Below are 21,458 nucleotides of genomic sequence, written 5' to 3'. Positions count from 1 at the left end.
TCGGCAGCTACTGTCTTGCCTCCCGGCATTTATACGTCTCAAGAAGAAGTCTGATTATGGAATACAATACCTCCGAACTGTGCGACATGTACCTGGATCAGGTTGATGTACTTGAACCAATGATGAACTCTTACGGTGGACGAAGCTCGTTTGGCGGCAAGATCACCACAGTGAAATGCTTCGAAGACAATGGTGTGATCCGTCAAGTTGCAGAGCAGGAAGGCGAAGGCCGCGTCATGCTCGTTGACGGTGGTGGCTCATTACGACGCGCGCTTATTGACGCTGACATCGTTGCCATGGCTGCTGAGAACAATTGGGAAGGCATCGTAGTGTACGGCTGTGTACGCGATGTGGATGCGCTGGATGAGTTTGATATCGGCATTCAGGCACTTGCTTCTATTCCTGTCGGCGCAGACAGTCAAGGTATTGGTGAAGTCGAAGTGCCAGTGAACTTCGGTGGTGTTACCTTCATTCCAGAAGATCACCTATACGCTGACACCACGGGCGTTATCCTGTCGCAAGAGCCGATTGATATCGAATAGTCTGAAACGACGTAGGTATACGCCAATAAAAAAACAGAGCCATTCGGCTCTGTTTTTTGTTATTCAACTTCTTCGATTTTGCCCAGCAGGCTACGAATACGTTGTTGCCATGCATCGTGGTCCGCTTTCAAGCGCGCGTTTTCTTGTTCCAACGCATCGCGGTTTTCGCGCACTGCATCAGATTCACGGCCCAGTGATTCATTTTGTTCTTTTAATTCTTCGATTTCCATTTGCAGCAACGAAATCGTGTCTACAGCCATTTGAACTTTGGCTTCAAGCTGCTCTAAAATTTCCAATGACATCAAGGCCACCTATATATTCCAACGTTGTAAGCGTAATACGCGAACCTTACCAAGGCTTGCGCCAACAGGCATGATTGCCTCACGCGTCCCGAAGATCCTATTCTAACGGCGCACGGCGATGGTCGCACCTTCCTTATACACTTTTAGATCACAAGCGAACAAAAAAGCACCATCGCTAACACCTTCTTAAATCTCATCTTTTACGAATCTAAGCAATTCGATAGCACAAAGTGACTAATAATGCGATCCCATTCAATTTTTATTCACTTTTGGCATGATAGTGTAAATAGGATCGTATCTCTCTTGGAGTATTCCAAGATTTGCCACTCTAGGCCGGGCTGACAGTTTTCTGTCAGCCTTTTTTCTTTTTTGTTATCTCAACACACCTGAATGCGTCGATTGTCATTTTTGGGAAAGACTTTAATGCTCAAACGAGCAAAAAATAGTCAATAAATGCGCGAACGCACATTTCAATGTTCTACGTTTATATGAAGTTCGTTTCAATGCCCGAGACGCTTTATATTTCGTGCAATAATCACGAAAGCGTTAGCGCACCTTACAGCCAGTCTTACTCGGCACTACGCTTTAAGTAACAATATGAAGAGGATACCTTATGAGCACCGAGCAAAAATATGTCGTTGCTTTGGATCAGGGAACCACCAGCTCTCGTGCGGTGATCCTAGATCATGACGCGAATATCGTCACAGCAGCGCAACGGGAGTTTACCCAGATTTACCCTGAATCTGGCTGGGTAGAGCATGACCCGTTAGAAATTTTTGCCACACAAAGTGCCACCCTGGTAGAGGCTCTCGGAAAAGCGGGTATCCGTTCTGACCAAGTCGCCGCCATAGGTATTACCAACCAACGTGAAACTACCGTGGTGTGGAACCGCCATACCGGTAAGCCCATCTACAACGCCATCGTCTGGCAATGTCGACGAACCGCCCCTATCTGTGAGCAACTAAAGGCAGACGACTATGAGGATTATGTCCTCGAGAATACAGGCCTAGTGGTTGACCCTTACTTCTCTGGCACCAAAATCAAATGGATACTCGATCATGTAGAAGGCGCGCAGGAACTCGCCGAAAAAGGCGATTTGCTCTTTGGTACCATCGATACTTGGCTGATTTGGAAAATGACGCAAGGGCGCATCCACGTCACTGACTATACCAATGCCAGCCGCACCATGCTGTTTAACATTAATTCACTGGAGTGGGATCCAACCCTGCTTAGTGCGCTGAACATCCCCGCCTCCATGATGCCTGAGGTCAAAGCCTCCTCTACGGTTTACGGTGAAACCAATATTGGCGGTAAAGGGGGTACGCGTATACCTATCGCAGGCATCGCTGGCGATCAACAAGCGGCACTATTCGGTCAGATGTGTGTAGAAGCGGGTCAAGCCAAGAACACCTATGGCACGGGATGCTTCCTTTTGATGAACACGGGCAAAGAGAAGGTCACGTCGCGAAATGGTCTTCTCACTACCCTCGCCTGCGGTCCAAAAGGTGAAGTCGCATACGCACTGGAAGGTGCGGTGTTTATGGGCGGCGCGTCGATTCAATGGCTACGTGATGAAATGAAGTTAATTCGAGATGCCAAAGACTCAGAATATTTCGCCACCCAAGTCGCCACCAGTAACGGCGTGTATGTTGTGCCTGCTTTCACGGGTCTCGGGGCACCGCATTGGGATCCGTACGCGCGCGGCACCATCGTTGGGATCACGCGAGGTGTCAACGCGAACCACATTATTCGCGCAACCCTAGAAAGCATCGCTTATCAATCTTTAGATGTGTTGACCGCAATGGAAGCCGACTCCGGTATCAAACTCGATTTCCTGAAAGTCGACGGGGGTGCCGTGGCGAATAATTTCCTCATGCAATTCCAATCTGACGTGCTTAATACAGAAGTACAGCGACCAAAAGTTACAGAAGTCACTGCATTGGGAGCGGCCTACCTTGCAGGTCTCGCCGTAGGCTTTTGGGGCAGCATTGATGAGCTACGAGGAAAGTCGGAAATCGACCGTGTCTTTACGCCTTGTGAAGATGACGGCAAGCGCGAACGTCGTCATCGCGGTTGGCAACGCGCCGTTGAATGTTCAAAAGGCTGGGAGCAGCACTAACCCCTTGTCACGACGATGTGCAATATCACGTCGTCGTGCTTCGATCTCCAAAAACGCAAACGTTTACTTTTGGCTTATGGTAGAATCCGCGCCGAGCTTTTTCGTTGTCGACGTATGGTGTCGGCAACGCCCCACTTTCATGTATTACATTCTCTGGAGTTAGGATGAAACGCGATTTAGCGATGGCTTTTTCACGCGTCACAGAAGGCGCAGCACTGGCGGGTTACAAGTGGCTTGGCCGCGGTGACAAGAACGCAGCAGACGGTGCAGCTGTAGAGGTTATGCGTATTCTGCTTAACAAGACTGAGATTGAAGGTGAAATTGTTATCGGTGAGGGCGAAATTGACGAAGCGCCAATGCTCTACATCGGTGAAAAAGTAGGTATGGGTGGTGACGCGGTTGATATCGCAGTTGATCCTATCGAAGGCACCCGCATGACAGCAATGGGTCAGTCGAATGCACTGGCTGTTTTGGCAGCTGGCGAAAAAGGCTCGTTCCTGAAAGCACCAGACATGTACATGGAAAAGCTGGTTGTCGGTCCTGAAGCAAAAGGCGCGATCAACCTAGAACTGCCCCTGCGTGACAACTTAATCAACATTGCAAAGGCACTAAACAAGACACTGGATGAATTGGTTGTCACCACACTGGCTAAGCCACGACACGATGACACCATCCGTGAAATGCAGGAAATGGGTATCAAGGTGTTCGCGATCCCAGATGGCGACGTTGCCGCTTCTATCCTGACGTGTATGCCTGACAGCGAAGTCGATGTCATGTACGGCATTGGTGGTGCACCAGAAGGTGTCGTATCTGCAGCTGTGATCCGCGCATTGGGCGGTGACATGAACGGTCGTTTGCTTCCTCGCCACGAAGTGAAAGAAGACAACGAAGAAAACCGCCGCATGGGCGAGTTGGAAATCTCACGCTGTAAAGAAATGGGCATCGAGACCAATATTCGCCTGAAAATGGAAGACATGGCGAGCAGCGACAACGTGATTTTCGCCGCGACGGGCATTACTAAAGGCGATCTGCTTGAAGGCATTGCGCGTAAAGGCAATATCGCGACCACGGAGACGTTGTTAATCCGTGGCAAGTGCCGCACCATCCGTCGTATTAAATCGACCCATTACCTAGATCGTAAAGACGATGCGGTGAAAGAGCTCATCCTCTAAGGGAGCGAGGTTCAAAAAAGCACGCCATGGCGTGCTTTTTTTGTTTACGCGTTAAGTACTTTTCGCGGGCGTTTTATTCCTGACCGGCTTTTTAAACAAAGCCAGTAACGGGATCAAAACAAAGTACGACACCATGATAAAGCCGAAGGTATACACAAAGGCCAACAATGTTGACTGCTGGTGCAGCATTTGTGTCAGGTGGGCAATAAAGCTTGGGTCTGTCACCGCTTTCCCTTGGGAGGCAGCAAATTGCTGAACCAAAGGATTGTCTGGCGTGAGACCTCCGCCTAATGCATGCCACTCTTTTTGCTGTATCTGACTGAAATAGGTATTCACGATCGAAATACCAAATGAGCCACCCAAGGTTCGGCAGAGGTTAAACACTACAGCACCGCCAACTGCCTGATTTGGTGCAAGCGTCGCATACGCCAATTGGCTCAGCGGCGCGAAGACAAGCCCCATTCCTGCCCCTTGGATAATACTTGGTAAAAGCACCCAATAGACATCGATATCCAGTGAATAGCGCATCATGATAAAGCTGCCGATACCATTAAGCAGCAAGCCAATCACGATCAGCTTTCTTGGGTCTAGCCTGTCAATAAAACGTGATATGGATAGCAGCACAATGGCGGAAGCAAGCCCTCGGGGAGCCATCACAAAACCGGTCGTGTCCACAGGATAACCCAGCAACTGCTCCAGCATCATTGGCTGCAATTGCGTGATACCAAACATCCCCATAGAGAAACCCATCATCACAATGCACGATAACAACAGGTTCCTGTCTTTTAACAACCACATCGGAGCGATGTCGCCTTTAGTTCGAAAAGACCGTATCAGGAAAAATGCCCACGCGATCGCCGCGATCACTAACGAGAACAGAATGGTATTTGAGGCAAACCAGTTATCTTGATTCCCACGCTCAAGCACCATTTGCAACAGGCCAATCCCTATTGCCATGCCAAATACGAGCGGCCAATCAACAGAGTGCTTTCCACGGCCATCGAGGTGAACAAACACGGCAAGCAAGGTCAGACACAAAATGCCAACTGGCACATTCACATAGAATATCCAGCGCCAGTCCATGTTCTCAGTGATCACGCCGCCAACCGTTGGGCCCAGTATCGGCCCTAGCAACACACCGACGGAAAACAGAGCCATCGCCTTGCCACGCTCTTCCGGTGGGTAAATCTGCACCATGATGGACTGAGACAGCGGAATGACAGAGGCACCAAACGCACCTTGCATGATTCGGAATACAATCATCTCGGTAAGCGTATCCGCTTGACCACAAAGTGCAGACGTCGCAATAAAGCCAGCAACCGAGACTAACAGCAATCGTCTGACGCCAAATTTGAGACTCAAATAGCTCGCAAGGGGGATGCAGATCGCCTCCGCCATAGAATATGACGTCAAAACCCATGTCACTTGCTCAGACGTGACACCGAGTGCCCCCATCATATGCGGCAGGGACACATTGGCGATGGTCATGTCGAGAAGCACCATGATCGCGGACAGCATGACCGCGACCGTGATCATCAAACGGTTGCCACCTGGAGGCAGCGCGATGGCTCCGCCGTTGTCGTTATTGGCTACCATCTTTAGTCGCCTTAGTCAGCGTATCAATAGTGACTGTGGCACTGGCCCCCACACGAAGCGGCGGCTCTCCCGCCTCTGGTGAAATTGACAATTTAACAGGGAAACGCTGCGGGACTTTCACCCAATTCCCTGTTGCATTTTCGGGCGGAAGCAAAGAGAACGACGATCCACTCGCCGGAGAAATGGCCTCTACTGACCCTTTAAACGCAGTATCAGGATACATATCCAATACGACAGTGGCTGTCATACCGGGTTTGATGTAGCCAATGTCCCCTTCTTTGTAATTGGCCTGCACCCAGAATGAATTATCTTCCACCAGCGGCATCATAGACTGCCCTGTCGCCACCACACTGCCTGGACGCACATTGACATCACCGAGCTTGCCTGAGGATGGAGCAATGATTTCGGTGTAAGACAGATTCAAAGACGCTTCTGACAACGCCGCAGCCGCTTGCTTAACCGCAGGGGCTTCATCACCTGTTGCGCCTTGCTCACTGATCAACTGAGACATGTGTGCACGAGCAACATCCAAATTATTCTTCGCTGCAGCAAGCTCAGCTTTTAAATCGTCACCTTGTTGTCGTGGCAACAACCCGCGTTCTACCAACGCCATGTTGCGACGATACTTTTCTTGAATATCAAGCAACTGTGCCGTAGCAGATTTGATTTGTGCACTGGCTCCAACGATGGCGTCACTGGTTGCTTTGTTGGCAGAAGTGGCATTTTCATAGACCGCTTTTGCTTGCTCGTAGCGGGCCTGATAAGGGGCTGGGTTTATACGCGCAATCACCATGCCTTTGTCCACATGCTGGAAGTCCACCACATTCATTTCGATCAGTTGGCCGCTGACTTGAGGAGCGAGATAAAGAATGTTGCCATGAATGTAGGCGTCGTCGGTACTTGGGTATTGCTCTTGATGTCGAACGTAAAAATAGCCTGCCGAAATGAGTACAGCGGCAATCGCTGCAAAGATAACGAGGTTTTTAATCGACAAAGATTTTTTTTCTTCCATGCGACCTCCTGATGGCCGTCAGACGTCTTTAATCAGCAGCCTTACCGAAGGCTTGAATAGCAACAAGTCTAGTAATCAGTTTGTAGTTTGTGCGGCAACTGCTGATATCAGGACGATTTTTTTGATGGGGCTTACCATTGTGACACCAGCTCATTTTTTGCAAACATCTAAAAGTGAAATGTATTTAACCGTTAATGAAACATGATGTGAGGGATGGCCAATAATAAGTTAGTAAAGATATTGCTTTATTTAGCCACCTCCAGCCATAATGTTAGAAACCCCCTGTAAGGCGATGTGAGTCTGTCTCGATAGATGAAGGCTGAAATCCGAAAGGGTGCATTACAGTGTGTTGTGAGGAATCAAAAGGAGTGACCAAAGCGCGATGAAAACAGTCGATAAAATCCTACACAAAATAAAACGTGAAGGCGCGATTAGTGCCCGCACGTTGGCAGATGAAATGGGAATGACCACAATGGGTATTCGCCAACATTTGCAAACAATGGAAGAGGATGGGTTGGTCGACTTCAGTGATATTCGCGTCAAAGTTGGTCGTCCGACTCGCCATTGGGCTCTCACAGCCGAAGGGCATCGCCGCTTTGCTGACAGCCACGGTGACCTTGCTATCTCAGTGATTGACTCCGTTGCAAGCCTATTTGGTGAAGATGGGCTGGCAAAAGTGATCCAGCAACGGGAAGAGAAAACGTTGCACCAATACCGCGAAGCGCTCAAAGATTGCCACAATTTAAAGGCTAAATTGGAAACCTTGGCGTATCTTAGAGAGAGCGAAGGTTATATGGCCGAACTTCAGGAAGCCGACGATGGATTCCTGCTGATCGAGAACCACTGCCCCATCTGTCAGGCTGCGAAACGTTGTCCTGCACTGTGTAAATCCGAAAAGAACATTTTCAAAACCGTACTCGGCAGTGAATACAAAGTGACGAGAGATGAACATATTATCGAAGGGCAGCGACGCTGCACATATAAGGTACAAGCTCGCGATTAAAAACGCTTAAGGAGGGTGTATGGCAACATGGATCAAAGCAGAAGTTATCGAAAACAGACGCTGGAATAAAGATCTGTTCAGCCTCACTCTCGACGCGGATGTCGATGCATTTACCGCAGGTCAATTTGCCAAGCTTGGCCTCGAAATAGACGGTAAGTTAGTTCAGCGAGCTTACTCTTATGTCAATGCGCCTTCTAGCAAACACTTGGAAATCTACGCCACTCGCGTCGCCGACGGACTGCTCTCTCCTCGCCTTCACGAACTTGAAGCCGGCGATACCGTAATGATAACCAAAGATGCAGCGGGGTTTTTCACGCTCGATGAAATTCCACAAGGCGAGCACCTTTGGATGCTTTCGACTGGAACAGCACTCGGACCTTTTCTCTCTATCCTTCAAGAAGACCATGTATGGCAGCGCTTTAGAAAAGTCGTTCTCGTCCATGCAGTGCGTTTCTCAGCCGATCTCAGTTACCAAGCGGAGATCAATGCGCTGAAGAAAAAATACAGTGACCAATTGATTGTTCAGCCGTTTGTCAGCCGAGAACCCAAAGCAGGCGCGCTGTCTGGTCGCATAACCCATGCCCTTGAAGATGGTATGTTAGAACGGGTGGTTGGCTTTCCTTTGAGTGCAGAGCAAAGTCAGGTTATGCTGTGCGGAAATCCTCAGATGGTCAAAGATGTTAAAGCTCTCTTACTCGAAAAAGGCCTTCAGAAGAACCTTCGTAAAAAGCCAGGTAATATCACCGTCGAACAATACTGGTAAACGTTTTTACGACATCAAACGAGCCGAAGGCTCGTTTTTTTCTGCCCAATTACTGCCACCAAGATAAATCACAAAGTTTTTCACTCATTCTCGCAAATGAGACTTTGCGTTACCGAACGGCGTGTTTTTGTAAGCGATCAGATAATTATCTGTATCAAGCCCAAAACACACCTAATCAGTTGACATTATCTGTCTCATATATGAGCCACCAATGTGATTGATCGCTCACTTTTTAACCGTATAGTCAAAGGCAAGTCATGCGCAGACAGAGGAGTAATGCCATGAAAACGTTGCCTTCATTTGATGAATTAAAAGCGTTAGCGGAAAAGGACCCACAAGCACTGGAAACACTGCGTATCGAGATGAGTGAAGAGATCATTCAAAGTGCCAGTGAGAGCATGCAGCCCAAACTGCGCGCTCAAATGAGCCACATTAACCGTGTCATTGAAACTGGGAAAAACCCTAACCACGTCAATGCATTATTAATGAAAGAGCTCATGCGCCAATTTGATCGCTTTGCAACCGCTATCAATGACCCATCAGCTTTAACTGAGAAAAGCGCAACCGTCACTACATTGCATCCGAAGCAAGGCAGAGATTCTCTGGCTGCTGAGGGCTAACTCAGTTTTTGAGCGGTGGTTCGCCACCGCCGCTTTTTTCATTCTTCTCGTTTTATTTTGGCGTACCAACGCCTATCCATGTCTCTCACATCGACAGATAAACTCGCCACTTCTGGCGCGTGAAAACTCATCACATCTAACAAGGCATGGCTAAGGTTGTGCTTTTGTTTCTCATCGCGCCCCGAAAGCAGCCATAACGTGACGTGAATGAAGTCTGCCTGATTATCCAACTGCGCAACCAACCACTCATGCGATGCATACGCACGTGATTTGACATCGCTAGGGTTAAATTCTCCACTACCGATCGCTGCTTTATGCAAATCTTCCAGCAACTGACCGACATTTACACGCTCAGAGACCGGGTCACTGTACTCCATGACAATATGAGGCATAACTTGCTCCTTGTTACGATAATGAGCCACTTTACTCTATCCATTCGAGCGAATGTTACTGGTGGGGTGATTATTCCCATCAGATCACATCGTGCTGGCGTTATATTTTTCAAGCGGTTCCGAAAATAAATTACGAAAATTTGTTACTCAAAGGTTCACATTTCAGCGTAAAACGCGTAAAAACGATGGCATTTATGATTTTGAGCAGGAAACGGGAGTAGGTCTGCTGCTATCGTTCCCAGCAATTGATTTTGATAATTGGATTACGGAGAAATTCCTATGCGCCGTCCACTAGTAATGGGTAACTGGAAACTTAACGGTAACAAGACAATGGTAGCTGAGCTTATCAAAGGTCTTGAAGCTGAACTTAATGGTGTAGAAGGTGTTGATGTTGCTATCGCGCCACCTGTTATGTACTTGGATCTGGCAGAACAACTGCTAGGTAAAGCGGAAAGCAAAATCATTTTGGGTTCACAGAACGTCGACCTGAACGCGAGCGGTGCGTTCACAGGTGACATTTCTCCGGAAATGCTGAAAGACTTCGGTGCAACTCACATCATCATCGGTCACTCTGAGCGTCGTGAATACCACGCTGAGTCTGACGAGTTTGTTGCTAAGAAATTCGCATTCCTGAAAGAGAACGGTCTGGTTCCTGTTCTGTGTATCGGTGAGTCTGAAGCACAAAACGAAGCAGGCGAAACCGTTGCGGTTTGTGCACGCCAGCTGGACGCAGTAATTGACACTCAAGGTGTTGAAGCTCTGAACGGCGCAGTAATCGCGTACGAACCAATCTGGGCAATCGGTACGGGTAAAGCAGCAACTGCAGACGACGCACAGCGTATTCACGCAGCGATCCGTGCTCACATTGCAGCGAAGAGCGAAGAAGTGGCGAAGAACGTTGTTATTCAATACGGCGGTTCTGTTAAGCCTGAAAACGCGGAAGCATACTTCGCACAGCCAGACATCGATGGTGCGCTGGTTGGCGGTGCTGCACTGGTTGCAGACAGCTTTGCCGCTATCGCGAAAGCAGCTGCAAAAGCGAAAAACTAATATCTTTCAGCTAAGTCTGAAAAACCAAAGGAGAAGCCAAGGCTTCTCCTTTTTGTTTTTTAGCACCTTGAAGGCAAAATCAACTGACGGCTATACTGCGTCTTTGTTCTGACTACGCCACGGTAGACCATGTTTCATATTGCATTGTACGAACCTCAAATTGCGCCCAATACTGGCAATATTATCCGCCTTGCTGCCAATACAGGCTGCAAGCTTCACCTTATTGAACCTCTCGGGTTCGACTTTGAGGAAAAGAAACTGCGCCGGGCTGGGTTGGACTACCATGACCTCACCAATGTGACGCGCTATCCGAACTACGGTGCGTTTCTGGAAGCTATGGGCGAACGCCGCATTTTTGCTTGCACCACCAAGGGCAGCCGTCCACATGCTGACGTTAGCTACCAAGAGGGGGATGTGTTTTTGTTTGGCTCAGAAACCTGCGGTTTACCCGATCTCGTCCGCGATGCGTTCTCTGCCGATCACCGCATTCGCGTACCTATGGTGCCAAGCAGTCGCAGTTTAAACCTTTCTAACTCGGTCTCCATCATTTGCTATGAAGCGTGGCGACAACTCGGGTTCCAAGGTGGTATCTAATTAAAAAAAGCAGGCCATCGCCTGCTTTTTTCGTATTTACCTGCGTAATTTAACTTAACGCGACTGCCCAACAGACTGCTGAAGCTCTGAGGCAATTTGATTCAGTTTGCCCGTCGCTTGCACCAAACTTTCCACTTCATGTGCACTCTGTTCTGCCATCTCACTAATTTTATTCACGTTAATATTGATTTCTTCGACGACACTGCTTTGTTGTTCAGCGGCACTCGCCACATGTAAATTCATGTCTGTCACTTCGGTTGTCGCTTCACCGGCCTTAGACAAATAATCCCCTGACTGACGTGCCAGTTGAATGGTCTTATCACCGATTTCACAACTTTTCTCCATGGTATCAACGGCTTCTTTTGTCACAGCGCTAAGTTGAGCAATCATAGATTCAATTTCAGACGTTGAATCATGCGTGCGCTGCGCCAGGCTCCGTACTTCATCAGCAACGACAGCAAAGCCTCTTCCCTGCTCACCCGCTCTCGCGGCTTCAATTGCCGCATTCAATGCCAGCAAGTTAGTTTGCTCAGCAATGCCTTTAATAACATCTAGCACTGACGCAATATTGCCACTGTTTTTCTCCAGCTCAGTCAATGCATCACTGGACTGGGTTAGGCTTTCAATCAGAGCTTGAGTCTGCTTCATCGCCTCCCCATTTACGCGCATACTCTCGGATGATTGCAACGATGCATTTTCCGTGGCTTTCTGCGTCCGAGATGAGCTATTTGCAATTTCCTGTGCGGTCGCGGACATTTCATTAACGGCTGTTGCAACCTGCATTATCTCTCCGCTTTGAGCATCGCTGTTGCTTTTTACACTTTGTGACGCAATGTTCAGCGCATTTGCCGCTTCAGACACTTCAGCTGCGACTTTAGCGATCATGGCATTCGTGCTCTTTCGTGTGCCTTCCATGTTTTTTTGAAGCTCGCCAATAATACCTGGCTCGTCGATAACGCCTACTTGGCTAAAATCCCCAGAGGCTTGAACGGCCAGAGCATCTGATACTTTGTTAAGACCTGCATAAATGCGACTGAGGATGATTTTGGACATGATGATGGCGACAATGAGCGCCAACACTACGGAACCAAGCAGGGTGATTTCCAAGACAACAGCACGTTTTTCGATGTCAGTGACTGCGGCTTCAGTAAATTTACCGATATCCGTTAATAGGCTATCAACCATTTTGGTCGTGGTTTCTGCCTCTTCACCGACGACTTCATCAAGCACCTCAGCGTCGTGGAAATGCTTGCCTTCGAGCTCTTTGAAAACATTTTCGACATGTACCACCCACTTTTCATGCATTGCGACTATGTCGTTTAGCTTACTGTTGGCAGCCGAAAACGCGCGTTTTTCTTCTTCTGTTCCTCTTTCTACACCCTCAGAAAGCAGTGTTTTAATCTCTTTTTTATCTTTCCCTACTTTTTCACCAAGCTCGTAGAAATAAGCTTTTTCCTTGGCATAATTCGCTTCAGCATTGGGTTCTTGGCCGACTTCAAGCGCATAGCGAAATGCCTTGTTGTAGTGAATTCGCTGCTCAAGCTGATGTTCTGTCGCGCGGCTAATGGCCGCAAGAACAGGGATATCTCGCTGTGCTACACCTCCCACGTGGCCTTCAATGTAAGCCAGTTTGTAGAAGACAAAAGCACCAACAAAAATTTGTATACCGCACACCAAAGCCACGAACAGAGTAAGTCGTTGTTTGATGGTCATCTGAGAGGACATAAGCTAACCTGCTCCTAAAAAACGCGGTCTGCGCGTTAAAGTCGAGAGTTCTGTGTCAACGAGACACAGCCGCTTCTCTAAGGTTAGCAATAACTCTTAAAAGTGAGATATTTCTTGAGTTTTTTTAGAAATTTAACCGCTTTTTTTGTACCGTTATTTAGCTGTATTGATCAGCCCAAACACCAAAGTAACCGTCAACCCACCTTTGTCATTGAGGCTGGCTTCCGCTTTCCCGTTATGTTGCCGCATGGCACTATCTGTAATGGCAAGACCAAGCCCCGTGCCACCGCTCGCGCGATCGCGCGCCGTCGATACGCGATAAAACGGTCTGAATATGTCTGCTAGCATTTCTTGCGGCACGCCTTCACCATCGTCGCTGACCACCACTTTAAGCTCGCGCCCCGACACCGTAAAAACGACGTCGACATTATGGTTAGCGTACTTTATTGCATTACGCACCACGTTCTCTAATGCGCTGCAAAGCAATGGGCCATTGCCCTCAATGCTGGCCGATGGAATGGCTTGGTAGGTCAATGCCTTGTTATGTTGCTCGGCTTCAAATTCTGCATCTTCCAGCAAGGTCAACCAAAGCTCTTCAAGCGTGTAGGTTTCACGCCCTGCGTGACTGTTTAGCTGCATACGCGAGAGTGCAAGCAAATCAGCAATCATCTGCTCCATGCGCTCGGCTTCAGTATCAATACGTGAAAGTTCCGGACTCTCACCTTGCTTGCGAATGGCCAATGCATTCGCCATACGTAAGCGTGTCAACGGGGAGCGTAGCTCGTGAGATATGTCTGACAGCAATCGTTGCTGACCGCTTATCATTTGATTTAGTGCCGTCACCATTTGGTTAAAACTGGCTCCCGCTTGCCGAAACTCTCGCGGGCCTTTTTCTAGACTAGGATCAATGTCCAAGCGACCTTCAGCCACCCGCTCAGCAGCAGCCTGCATTCTGCGAGCAGGGCGACTCAATGCCCACGCCAACCAAAGCAACAGTGGTGTACTTACCACCATGGTCACGAGTAGCAACTGAAAAGGTTTATCCAAAATCTGAGCATAGAACGGTGGGGCTTCTCGCCACATACGTCCTACATACATTAATGCTTCCGATTGACCGTCATCGACCAAAAATGGCCCCGCCAACATCCATCGCCCGTAAAGACGTTGTTGCGGATTATTAGGGTCATCCGCTATCGACGTGAAATTCTTTAATGTTCGACTTCCACCATGATGCTGCCTCTGGTTGTAGACTTCCCCCTCAAGGTTAGTAAAGTACAGCTTTATGCCGCCGCGTTCAGACAGGTTTCGCTGCACCTTCTCCAAGTTATCTTCCAAGCTTCCATGCATAGAGAACAACCTGTTTGAGATATTGTCCGCCATCTTCTGTAGCTTTATTTTTGACGACACAGGTAGCTCGTGTTGCTGACGAGGATCCGCTTGCTGCGCTGCAAGCACCGCGATAAGTACCAGTAACAGTGTCAGCCAGAAGATGGCAAATATTCGGCCATAGAGGCTTTTAATCGTAGGCAGCTTCATCATGCCTCCACGAGCAAGTAGCCACGACCACGCAAGGTTTTGATGCGCGGTTTGCCATCTCCACGCTCAGGCAGTTTTTTCCTGATGTTTGAGATATGCATGTCGATTGCGCGATCAAATGGAGCCAAGCGCTTCCCTAGCACGTTCAGACTAATGTCCGCTTTCGCAACAATGTTTCCCGGCTGCTTGACGAGATAAATAAGAAGCGCGGTCTCTGTCCCTGTCAAATCAACCAATTGCGACTGGCAGTACACTTCCATTTTCCCGGGATAGACTGTTATATCCTGATACTCGAGCTTGTCCTGAGCCTCATCAGTGCGTTTGTCATCGGCGTTTTTCGCGGTTCGGCGTAAAATAGCTCGCATACGAGCAAGAAGTTCTCTATCGCTAAACGGTTTTGGCAGGTAGTCATCTGCGCCTAGCTCTAGCCCCATCACGCGATCGATTTCTTCGCCTTTTGCCGTCAGCATCAATACAGGGGTCTCCCATTGGTCCCGCAATCGTCGCAATGTTTCCATACCGTTCAAAACGGGCATCATCACGTCAAGCAAGACAAGGTCAACGTTTTCGCTGATCTTTTCGAGACCCTGTTGACCATTATTGGCGATGTCTACGTCATAGCCTTCAAGCTCAAGCAAGTCTTTCAATAAGCTCGTCAATTCAGTGTCATCGTCAATAAGAAGAATGTTCGCCATGGGGTGTGCCTATAGAGTGTTGGTTGAATCTAGTATCAGCCAATCGCCTTTTGGATTCCATGCGTAAATCACAGGTTTACTGGCCTTTACATTGCTTTACCTAACTCCCACACCGGTTTACATCCCAATGGGTAAAGTTACTCCCAACAAACGACGCAACAAACACATGAACCGGAGAACACACCATGAAATTTTCAAAACGTATTGCTGCTACTGTTATTGCACTTCCACTGATGATGGGTTCTATGTCTGCCATGGCGTTTGGCGGCGGTCATCATGAAGGTAAAGGCATGATGGGTGGTAAACACCTGCTTCGCGGTGTTGAATTGACTGACGTTCAAAAAGATGAGCTTCGCACTCTACGAGAAGAAAACCGCGAAGAAATGCGCGCTGGTAAAGACAACTTCCGTACACAGATGATGGCTGAACGTCAACAAATGCAAGATCTGATGCTGGCTGACAACTTTGATGAAGCCGCAGTGCGTGGACTGGCAGAGAAAATGTCACAACAACAAGTAGAGCGTCGCATTGAGATGGCGAAAAAACGCCACGAGATGATGAGTATTCTGACACCAGAGCAAAAAGCGCAGGTGAAAGAAAACATGGCAAAAATGGCCGAGCGTCATCAAAAGCGCATGTCTCACCACGGCTAATCGCCAACCTCTGCTGAGAGCTATCCCTTCATGCCGGCTGCTGCCGGCGTGTTGCATTTTGTATTACATCTCTTGATACAACACAGCCTATCGTGTTGAAAAAACGTTATACTCTCTGAACTTATTTTGACCACGTTCCAAATATGACTCAGAAATACGCCCGTTTAGTTCAAATGGCGGCATGGGCAGCCACCATCACAGCCACTGTACTTCTTCTGATGAAGGTGTTCACGTGGTGGTATACCGACTCCATCAGCTTACTTGCTTCACTCGTTGACTCCATGATTGACCTTTTGGCGTCAGTTACCAATCTGATTGTGGTGCGTTATGCGCTCCAACCTGCAGATGAGGAGCATAAGTTTGGACACGGAAAAGCCGAATCACTCGCCGCACTTGCGCAGGCTGCATTTATCGTCGGCTCTGCTTTCTTCCTCGTGTTAAGCGGTTTCGAGCGCCTTTATAATCCCGCAGAGTTACACAACCCAGGTGTCGGTGTGGCAGTCAGTGCAATCGCCACTGTTTTTACTGGCGTCTTAGTTCTCTTCCAAAAATGGGTGGTGCGCAAAACCGGCAGTCAGGCCATTTCTGCTGACTCTCTCCACTATCAATCCGACTTACTGATGAACCTTGCTATCATGGCGGCTCTCGGCCTTGCTTGGTATGGCATCAAGATGGCAGATGCGATTTTTGCTATCGGTATTGGTATCTTCATTCTTTATAGTGCGGTCAAAATGGCACATGAGGCCGTACAGTCGCTGCTGGATAGGCAGCTTCCAACAGAAGAACAAGAAAAAATCATGCTCTTGTCATCGACGGTGGCAGGTGTGCATGGCGTGCACGATTTAAGAACCCGTCAAGCTGGTGCTACGAAATTCATTCAATTGCATTTAGAGCTAGATGATGAACTCAAGCTTGTTGATGCCCATGTCATCGCGGATGAGGTAGAAAATCGGCTCGAAGTTGCGTTCCCGGGCGCAGATATTATCATCCACCAAGATCCCGTTTCGGTCGTGGGTAAATCGTCGCACGTACACAATTAATCTTTGTTGTGTCGCGGAAATTTGTAACGCTTACTGATTTCTATCAACGAAAATAGTTAGCAAAATTGTAATAGTCTTTCATAAGTAGGAAAGTTACAGTTTTAAAGACGGTGCATGCGAGCTAAACTTGCACGTCACGCATGACTGAGGCAAACCCGCGTTACCCATTAAGACTTTTCTTAGGGAAGCTGGGTGTGAGGCTCGATGTCTGGACATGCGATCAATGGATTTGAAATTTCAATTCCCAAAGTCAGAGGGTAACCATGGTTAGTAAAATTGGTGTTTTGACCAGTGGCGGCGACGCCCCGGGTATGAATGCAGCGATTCGTGGCGTTGTTCGCGCTGCGTTGAGTGAAGGTCTGGAAGTATATGGTGTTTACGACGGCTATCAGGGTCTTCATCAGAACCGCATTGAGAAGCTGAACCGCACCAGCGTGTCAGACATTATCAACAAAGGCGGTACTTTCTTAGGCTCAGCACGTTTTCCTGAGTTCAAAGACGAGAAAGTACGTGAGCAAGCCATCCAGAACATGAAAATGCACGGCATCGACGCACTGGTTGTTATCGGTGGTGACGGTTCATACATGGGTGCGAAGAAACTGACTGAAATGGGCTTCCCATGTATCGGTCTGCCAGGCACTATCGACAACGATATCCCAGGCACCGACTACACCATCGGTTACTTGACCGCACTGAACACCGTTGTCGAAGCCATTGACCGTCTGCGTGATACATCTTCTTCCCACCAGCGTATTTCTATCGTGGAAGTCATGGGTCGCCACTGCGGTGACTTGACTCTAGCAGCGTCTATTGCAGGCGGCTGTGAGTACTTCATTACGCCTGAAATCGGTCTGGACAAAGAGAACCTGATTTCAAAGATCAAAGAAGGTATCTACAAGGGTAAGAAGCACGCGATCATCACTATCACTGAACTGATGACAGACACCAACGAGTTGGCAAAGTACATTGAATCAGAAACTGGCCGCGAAACCCGCGCAACCATTCTGGGTCATATCCAACGCGGTGGTCAGCCTCGTGCCTTCGACCGTATCTTGGCGTCGCGCATGGGTGCATATGCCGTTGATCTGCTGATGCAAGGCGAAGGTGGTCGCTGTGTGGGTATCCAGAATGAACAACTGGTTCACCACGATATCATTGATGCGATCGACAACATGCGTCGTCCTTTCCGCAAAGATCTGTATGACGTAGCAACCAAGCTGTTCTAATTCAGCGTTGCCACGATAAAAAAACGGAGCCTATGGCTCCGTTTTTTGTCTGTCTCAGGTTCGTTTGGTACATCGCTATATACCATCACCTTCGCTAAAACTCTGCCCGCACTTAAACTTCTGGTCCATGTCCAGCGAGGGTTTATCACTGCTCGGTGCGCCGACGATTTTTGCTGGCACGCCTGCCGCCGTCATGTGCGGAGGAACATCAATCAATACCACAGAACACGCGGCGACTTTCGCCCCCTCGCCTACTTCAATATTGCCAAGAATCTTCGCCCCTGCGCCAATCATAACGCCAGTACGAATTTTAGGGTGACGATCACCCGACTCTTTACCCGTACCGCCTAACGTGACGTCCTGAAGGATAGAAACATCGTCTTCAATAACGGCCGTTTCACCAACAACAATGCCCGTAGCATGGTCAAACATGATACCGCAGCCAATGCGCGCAGCAGGGTGAACATCCACCTGACACGCCACAGAAATTTGGTTTTGTAAGTAGACTGCCAGCTCACGACGGCCTTGGTGCCATAGCCAATTGGCAACACGAAAGCCCTGCAATGCATGGAAGCCTTTCAAGTACAACAGTGGCGTAGAATAAAGCTCAACAGCGGGATCGCGCTCAACCGTTGCACAAATGTCGCAAGCTGCCGCATTCACTATTCCAATATCGCCCGCATACGCCTCTTCGACAACTTCGCGTACTGCCATCGCTGGCATACTTGGCGTCGCCAGTTTGTTAGCAAGAATATAGCTCAGCGCACCAGCAAGCGTGTCGTGCTTGATGATAGTGGCATGAAAGAAGCTCGCCAACATAGGCTCACGCTCGCTATGCTCTTTGGCTTCTCGCTTAATCGCTTTCCAGACTTTATCTTGCTGACACTTTTTGGCGTTGCCTTCTCCGCACACCCTATACATGTTCGTACCCATTAAATTCCGTTGTTACATTACTCACTCTTCTCATCGTTTATCACTCTATCCCTGAGATTTTAATGGAGTCTTGATGAGACGTTTTACTCAGTGTGACATAGATAGCTAAACAACCCAATATTCTGCCAGTGTAGCAAGGGGAAGTTCAGCCGTTGACTCGTTATGTGTCGCAAAAATAAAAAACGCGGGAGTCATTCCCGCGTTTTTTCAGACTCGACGTTACTCGTTAACTATTCAGAGGTTCGTTGACGTGCTAACAAATCTTGAGCCGCAAGTCGCGCATCTTTACCTTCATAAAGCACTTGATATATTTGCTCCACAATTGGCATTTCCACGCCTGTGCGTTTCGCCAAAGCGCGAACTTCTTTGGTATTACGATAGCCTTCAACCACCTGACCAATTTCATCTTGCGCTTCATCAACGCCTTTACCTTGACCCAGAGCCAAGCCAAAGCGACGGTTGCGCGATTGGTTATCGGTACACGTCAGCACAAGATCACCCAGCCCTGCCATACCCATAAAGGTGTCACGCTCTGCACCCAGAGCAACACCCAATCGGGTAAGTTCAGCAAGACCGCGCGTGATCAATGCGGTACGCGCATTTGCACCAAAGCCTATGCCGTCAGACATGCCTGCGCCAATCGCAATCACGTTCTTCACCGCTCCGCCAAGCTGTATGCCGACAAAATCGCTGTTACCGTAAACACGGAATGTGCGACTACAGTGGATTTTATCTTGAAGATCGGCAAGGAACTCCGCATCAGGCGAGGCGACTGAAATGGCGGTTGGCATGCCTGCCGCCAGCTCTTTGGCAAACGTAGGGCCAGACAGCACCGCTAATGGCACATCTTCACCAAGTTGCTCTTTCGCCACGTCTTGCAGCAGACGACCGGTTTCTGGCTCAAGGCCCTTGGTCGCCCAGCAAATACGCTGATCATCACGCAGGAAGGGTTTTACTTGTGACAAGACCAAACCAAATACATGGCTTGGTACGACCACAAGAATGTCACGGCTGACTTGAATGGCTTCTTCAAGATCAGCACTCAAGATCAGTGAGTCTGGAAAAGCGACACCCGGCAGAAACGCTTCATTAGAGCGATCAATTTCCAGCTGCGCCATATGTTCCGGTTCATGCCCCCACAACACCACATTGGCACCATTACGCGCCAAAGAGATAGCAAGAGATGTCCCGTATGAGCCTGCGCCCAATACGGTCATGGCAACATTGGCTTTAGCGTTATCTGACATTCGTGTCGACCTTATTTGCTGCGATTATGCGTCAGCGTTTTCTTGATTTTGAGTCTGGCTTTGCAGGTAGTTCATGAACAGCGCATCAAAGTTTACTGGCGCCAGGTTCAGTTGTGGGAACGTACCTTTCACTACCAGGCTAGAGATAGTTTCACGTGCGTACGGGAACAGAATGTTCGGGCAGAATGCACCTAGGCAATGTGCCAATTGAGGAGCTTCCATACCTGCAACCGCAAAGATACCGCCCTGCTGAACTTCACACAGGAACGCATTTTCTTCGCCGTTTTTTACCGTTACGGTCAGACGCAGAACAACTTCGTATACACCTTCACCCAGCTCACGGCTTTGCGTATCCAGATCCAGATTAACGTCTGGTTGCCATTCTTGCTGAAATACTGCTGGAGAGTTTGGTGCTTCAAAAGACAGGTCTTTCAGGAAGATGCGTTGAATTGCAAAGTTCTGTTGCGCTTGTGGGTTGTTTGCTGCTTCAGCCATGGTATTAAATCCTTGTTATATAAAACAAATGCTTTCACGCATTTTAAAATGAGTCAGGCAGCCTGCGTGGCTGCCCTTAAATCGCTTATCCGCGTGCAATTACTTTTTCTTTTTGCTGCGGATCAGTGGCAAATTCGCTTCGTTCCACGAAATCAGGCCATCTTTCAGAACATTTACGTTCTCAAAGCCAGCTTTGGCGAGCGCATTAGCACTTTCGATTGCTGTTTGACCCGTTTTGCATACCACAATAATTGGGTCAGACTTGTGTTTTTCAATCTCACCAAACGCGTCAGCTTTGATGTCTTTCGCTAAAACGTGAAGTGCGCCAGCAATGTGGCCTGCTCGGTAGTCATCACGGCTACGGATATCAACGAACACACCGTTTTCACGATTTGCAAGTACAGTTGCGTCGGTTGGCGTTACGATTTTGTACGCGGCGGTTTTCTGTTTGATGACTGACAGGATCAGTGCAACAACCAAACCCACCCAAACCAGAGACAAAATCAAGTTACTTTGAACAAATTCAATAAACTGCTGCATAGTTAGCTTCTACAAGTATGTCGGCACAAAAAAACGACCCCGAGTATAACCTTCCGCGCCATCAAATACAGCATAGCCTTAGATTTACATGCCCTCGCTCACTGTAGGAACGTCAGTAAACCTTGAATTTGGTCACACTCGCCTCCATTTTAATCGCATGAGAACCGGATGTTGGCACCGGTAAATACGCATCACCGCTTTCA

The 21,458-nt window shown here is 48.5% G+C and carries 22 protein-coding genes; 11 read left to right on the top strand and 11 right to left on the bottom strand.

Annotation, left to right across the window (positions count from 1 at the left end; genetic code table 11):
* The first annotated feature begins 56 nt into the window (after positions 1-56).
* Positions 57-542 carry a ribonuclease E activity regulator RraA gene (gene rraA / locus LRP49_RS13020; protein ID WP_274142711.1) on the top strand — a complete coding sequence of 162 codons (486 nt, stop codon included), beginning with the start codon at positions 57-59 and terminating at the stop codon, positions 540-542.
* A gap of 59 nt (positions 543-601) precedes the next feature.
* Here the strand turns inward: rraA and zapB are convergent, their stop codons facing one another.
* Entirely contained in the window at positions 602-844 is a 243-nt protein-coding gene (zapB, locus tag LRP49_RS13015; protein ID WP_274142710.1) for a cell division protein ZapB, read from the bottom strand.
* A gap of 613 nt (positions 845-1,457) precedes the next feature.
* Between zapB and glpK the strand changes: the two genes are divergently transcribed.
* Together glpK and glpX are read left to right on the top strand one after the other, a co-directional pair.
* On the top strand, positions 1,458-2,963 hold the full coding sequence (gene glpK, locus LRP49_RS13010; RefSeq protein WP_274142708.1) for a glycerol kinase GlpK: 1,506 nt from the start codon (positions 1,458-1,460) through the stop codon (positions 2,961-2,963).
* Positions 2,964-3,127: 164 nt separating this feature from the next.
* Positions 3,128-4,135 (top strand): class II fructose-bisphosphatase, encoded by a 1,008-nt coding sequence (gene glpX, locus LRP49_RS13005; RefSeq protein WP_274142706.1) that lies wholly within the window; start codon positions 3,128-3,130, stop codon positions 4,133-4,135.
* A 51-nt stretch (positions 4,136-4,186) separates the two neighbouring features.
* On the opposite strand, the gene LRP49_RS13000 is transcribed toward glpX, so the two are convergent.
* Together LRP49_RS13000 and LRP49_RS12995 are read right to left on the bottom strand one after the other, a co-directional pair.
* Positions 4,187-5,671, bottom strand: coding sequence for a DHA2 family efflux MFS transporter permease subunit (locus LRP49_RS13000; protein WP_420791570.1), 1,485 nt, complete (start codon positions 5,669-5,671; stop codon positions 4,187-4,189).
* Positions 5,672-5,717: 46 nt separating this feature from the next.
* Positions 5,718-6,743 carry an HlyD family secretion protein gene (locus LRP49_RS12995; protein WP_274142703.1) on the bottom strand — a complete coding sequence of 342 codons (1,026 nt, stop codon included), beginning with the start codon at positions 6,741-6,743 and terminating at the stop codon, positions 5,718-5,720.
* A gap of 382 nt (positions 6,744-7,125) precedes the next feature.
* Between LRP49_RS12995 and LRP49_RS12990 the strand changes: the two genes are divergently transcribed.
* The 3 genes from LRP49_RS12990 (at position 7,126) to LRP49_RS12980 (ending at position 9,129) form a co-directional block, all read left to right on the top strand.
* Positions 7,126-7,746, top strand: a complete 621-nt coding sequence (locus LRP49_RS12990; RefSeq protein WP_274142701.1) for a helix-turn-helix transcriptional regulator — start codon at positions 7,126-7,128, stop codon at positions 7,744-7,746.
* A 19-nt stretch (positions 7,747-7,765) separates the two neighbouring features.
* Positions 7,766-8,509 (top strand): ferredoxin--NADP reductase, encoded by a 744-nt coding sequence (locus LRP49_RS12985; RefSeq protein WP_274142699.1) that lies wholly within the window; start codon positions 7,766-7,768, stop codon positions 8,507-8,509.
* A gap of 281 nt (positions 8,510-8,790) precedes the next feature.
* The gene (locus LRP49_RS12980) at positions 8,791-9,129 is read left to right on the top strand and encodes a DUF3135 domain-containing protein (RefSeq protein WP_274142697.1); all 339 of its coding nucleotides are present in this window, start codon (positions 8,791-8,793) and stop codon (positions 9,127-9,129) included.
* A 38-nt stretch (positions 9,130-9,167) separates the two neighbouring features.
* Here LRP49_RS12980 and LRP49_RS12975 read toward each other — a convergent pair whose 3' ends face one another.
* Positions 9,168-9,521 carry a 5-carboxymethyl-2-hydroxymuconate Delta-isomerase gene (locus LRP49_RS12975; RefSeq protein ID WP_274142695.1) on the bottom strand — a complete coding sequence of 118 codons (354 nt, stop codon included), beginning with the start codon at positions 9,519-9,521 and terminating at the stop codon, positions 9,168-9,170.
* A 279-nt stretch (positions 9,522-9,800) separates the two neighbouring features.
* Between LRP49_RS12975 and tpiA the strand changes: the two genes are divergently transcribed.
* Both tpiA and LRP49_RS12965 read left to right on the top strand, forming a co-directional pair.
* On the top strand, positions 9,801-10,571 hold the full coding sequence (gene tpiA / locus LRP49_RS12970) for a triose-phosphate isomerase (RefSeq protein WP_274142693.1): 771 nt from the start codon (positions 9,801-9,803) through the stop codon (positions 10,569-10,571).
* A 129-nt stretch (positions 10,572-10,700) separates the two neighbouring features.
* Complete coding sequence (locus LRP49_RS12965) at positions 10,701-11,165, top strand: tRNA (cytidine(34)-2'-O)-methyltransferase (RefSeq protein ID WP_274142692.1); 465 nt, start codon at positions 10,701-10,703, stop codon at positions 11,163-11,165.
* A 54-nt stretch (positions 11,166-11,219) separates the two neighbouring features.
* Here LRP49_RS12965 and LRP49_RS12960 read toward each other — a convergent pair whose 3' ends face one another.
* The 3 genes from LRP49_RS12960 to LRP49_RS12950 all read right to left on the bottom strand — a co-directional run bounded on the left by LRP49_RS12960 (position 11,220) and on the right by LRP49_RS12950 (position 15,121).
* Positions 11,220-12,890, bottom strand: coding sequence for a methyl-accepting chemotaxis protein (locus LRP49_RS12960; RefSeq protein WP_274142690.1), 1,671 nt, complete (start codon positions 12,888-12,890; stop codon positions 11,220-11,222).
* A gap of 153 nt (positions 12,891-13,043) precedes the next feature.
* On the bottom strand, positions 13,044-14,426 hold the full coding sequence (gene cpxA, locus LRP49_RS12955; RefSeq protein ID WP_274142807.1) for an envelope stress sensor histidine kinase CpxA: 1,383 nt from the start codon (positions 14,424-14,426) through the stop codon (positions 13,044-13,046).
* Positions 14,426-15,121 (bottom strand): response regulator, encoded by a 696-nt coding sequence (locus tag LRP49_RS12950; RefSeq protein WP_274142689.1) that lies wholly within the window; start codon positions 15,119-15,121, stop codon positions 14,426-14,428. Before LRP49_RS12950 ends, cpxA begins: the two co-directional genes overlap by 1 nt.
* Before the next feature lie 185 nt (positions 15,122-15,306).
* Here LRP49_RS12950 and LRP49_RS12945 point away from each other — a divergent pair, with 185 nt between their 5' ends.
* The 3 genes from LRP49_RS12945 to pfkA all read left to right on the top strand — a co-directional run bounded on the left by LRP49_RS12945 (position 15,307) and on the right by pfkA (position 18,040).
* Positions 15,307-15,774 (top strand): CpxP family protein, encoded by a 468-nt coding sequence (locus LRP49_RS12945; RefSeq protein ID WP_274142687.1) that lies wholly within the window; start codon positions 15,307-15,309, stop codon positions 15,772-15,774.
* A 143-nt stretch (positions 15,775-15,917) separates the two neighbouring features.
* Positions 15,918-16,814 carry a CDF family cation-efflux transporter FieF gene (gene fieF, locus LRP49_RS12940; RefSeq protein ID WP_274142685.1) on the top strand — a complete coding sequence of 299 codons (897 nt, stop codon included), beginning with the start codon at positions 15,918-15,920 and terminating at the stop codon, positions 16,812-16,814.
* 263 nt (positions 16,815-17,077) lie between these two features.
* The gene (gene pfkA, locus LRP49_RS12935) at positions 17,078-18,040 is read left to right on the top strand and encodes a 6-phosphofructokinase (RefSeq protein WP_078751535.1); all 963 of its coding nucleotides are present in this window, start codon (positions 17,078-17,080) and stop codon (positions 18,038-18,040) included.
* Positions 18,041-18,115: 75 nt separating this feature from the next.
* On the opposite strand, the gene cysE is transcribed toward pfkA, so the two are convergent.
* From cysE to LRP49_RS12915, 4 genes are all read right to left on the bottom strand, one after another.
* Positions 18,116-18,961, bottom strand: a complete 846-nt coding sequence (gene cysE, locus LRP49_RS12930) for a serine O-acetyltransferase (protein WP_274142806.1) — start codon at positions 18,959-18,961, stop codon at positions 18,116-18,118.
* 242 nt (positions 18,962-19,203) lie between these two features.
* Positions 19,204-20,220 carry an NAD(P)H-dependent glycerol-3-phosphate dehydrogenase gene (gene gpsA / locus LRP49_RS12925; protein WP_274142683.1) on the bottom strand — a complete coding sequence of 339 codons (1,017 nt, stop codon included), beginning with the start codon at positions 20,218-20,220 and terminating at the stop codon, positions 19,204-19,206.
* 24 nt (positions 20,221-20,244) lie between these two features.
* Positions 20,245-20,715, bottom strand: coding sequence for a protein-export chaperone SecB (secB, locus tag LRP49_RS12920; protein WP_274142681.1), 471 nt, complete (start codon positions 20,713-20,715; stop codon positions 20,245-20,247).
* A gap of 99 nt (positions 20,716-20,814) precedes the next feature.
* On the bottom strand, positions 20,815-21,255 hold the full coding sequence (locus tag LRP49_RS12915) for a rhodanese-like domain-containing protein (protein WP_274142679.1): 441 nt from the start codon (positions 21,253-21,255) through the stop codon (positions 20,815-20,817).
* Positions 21,256-21,458 lie beyond the last annotated feature (203 nt).

The organism is Enterovibrio qingdaonensis (assembly GCF_028683135.1).
Taxonomy (GTDB): Bacteria; Pseudomonadota; Gammaproteobacteria; order Enterobacterales; family Vibrionaceae; genus Enterovibrio; species Enterovibrio qingdaonensis.
Note: the sequence above shows the minus strand (reverse complement) of the source record. Positions and strands in the feature narration are given on the sequence as shown.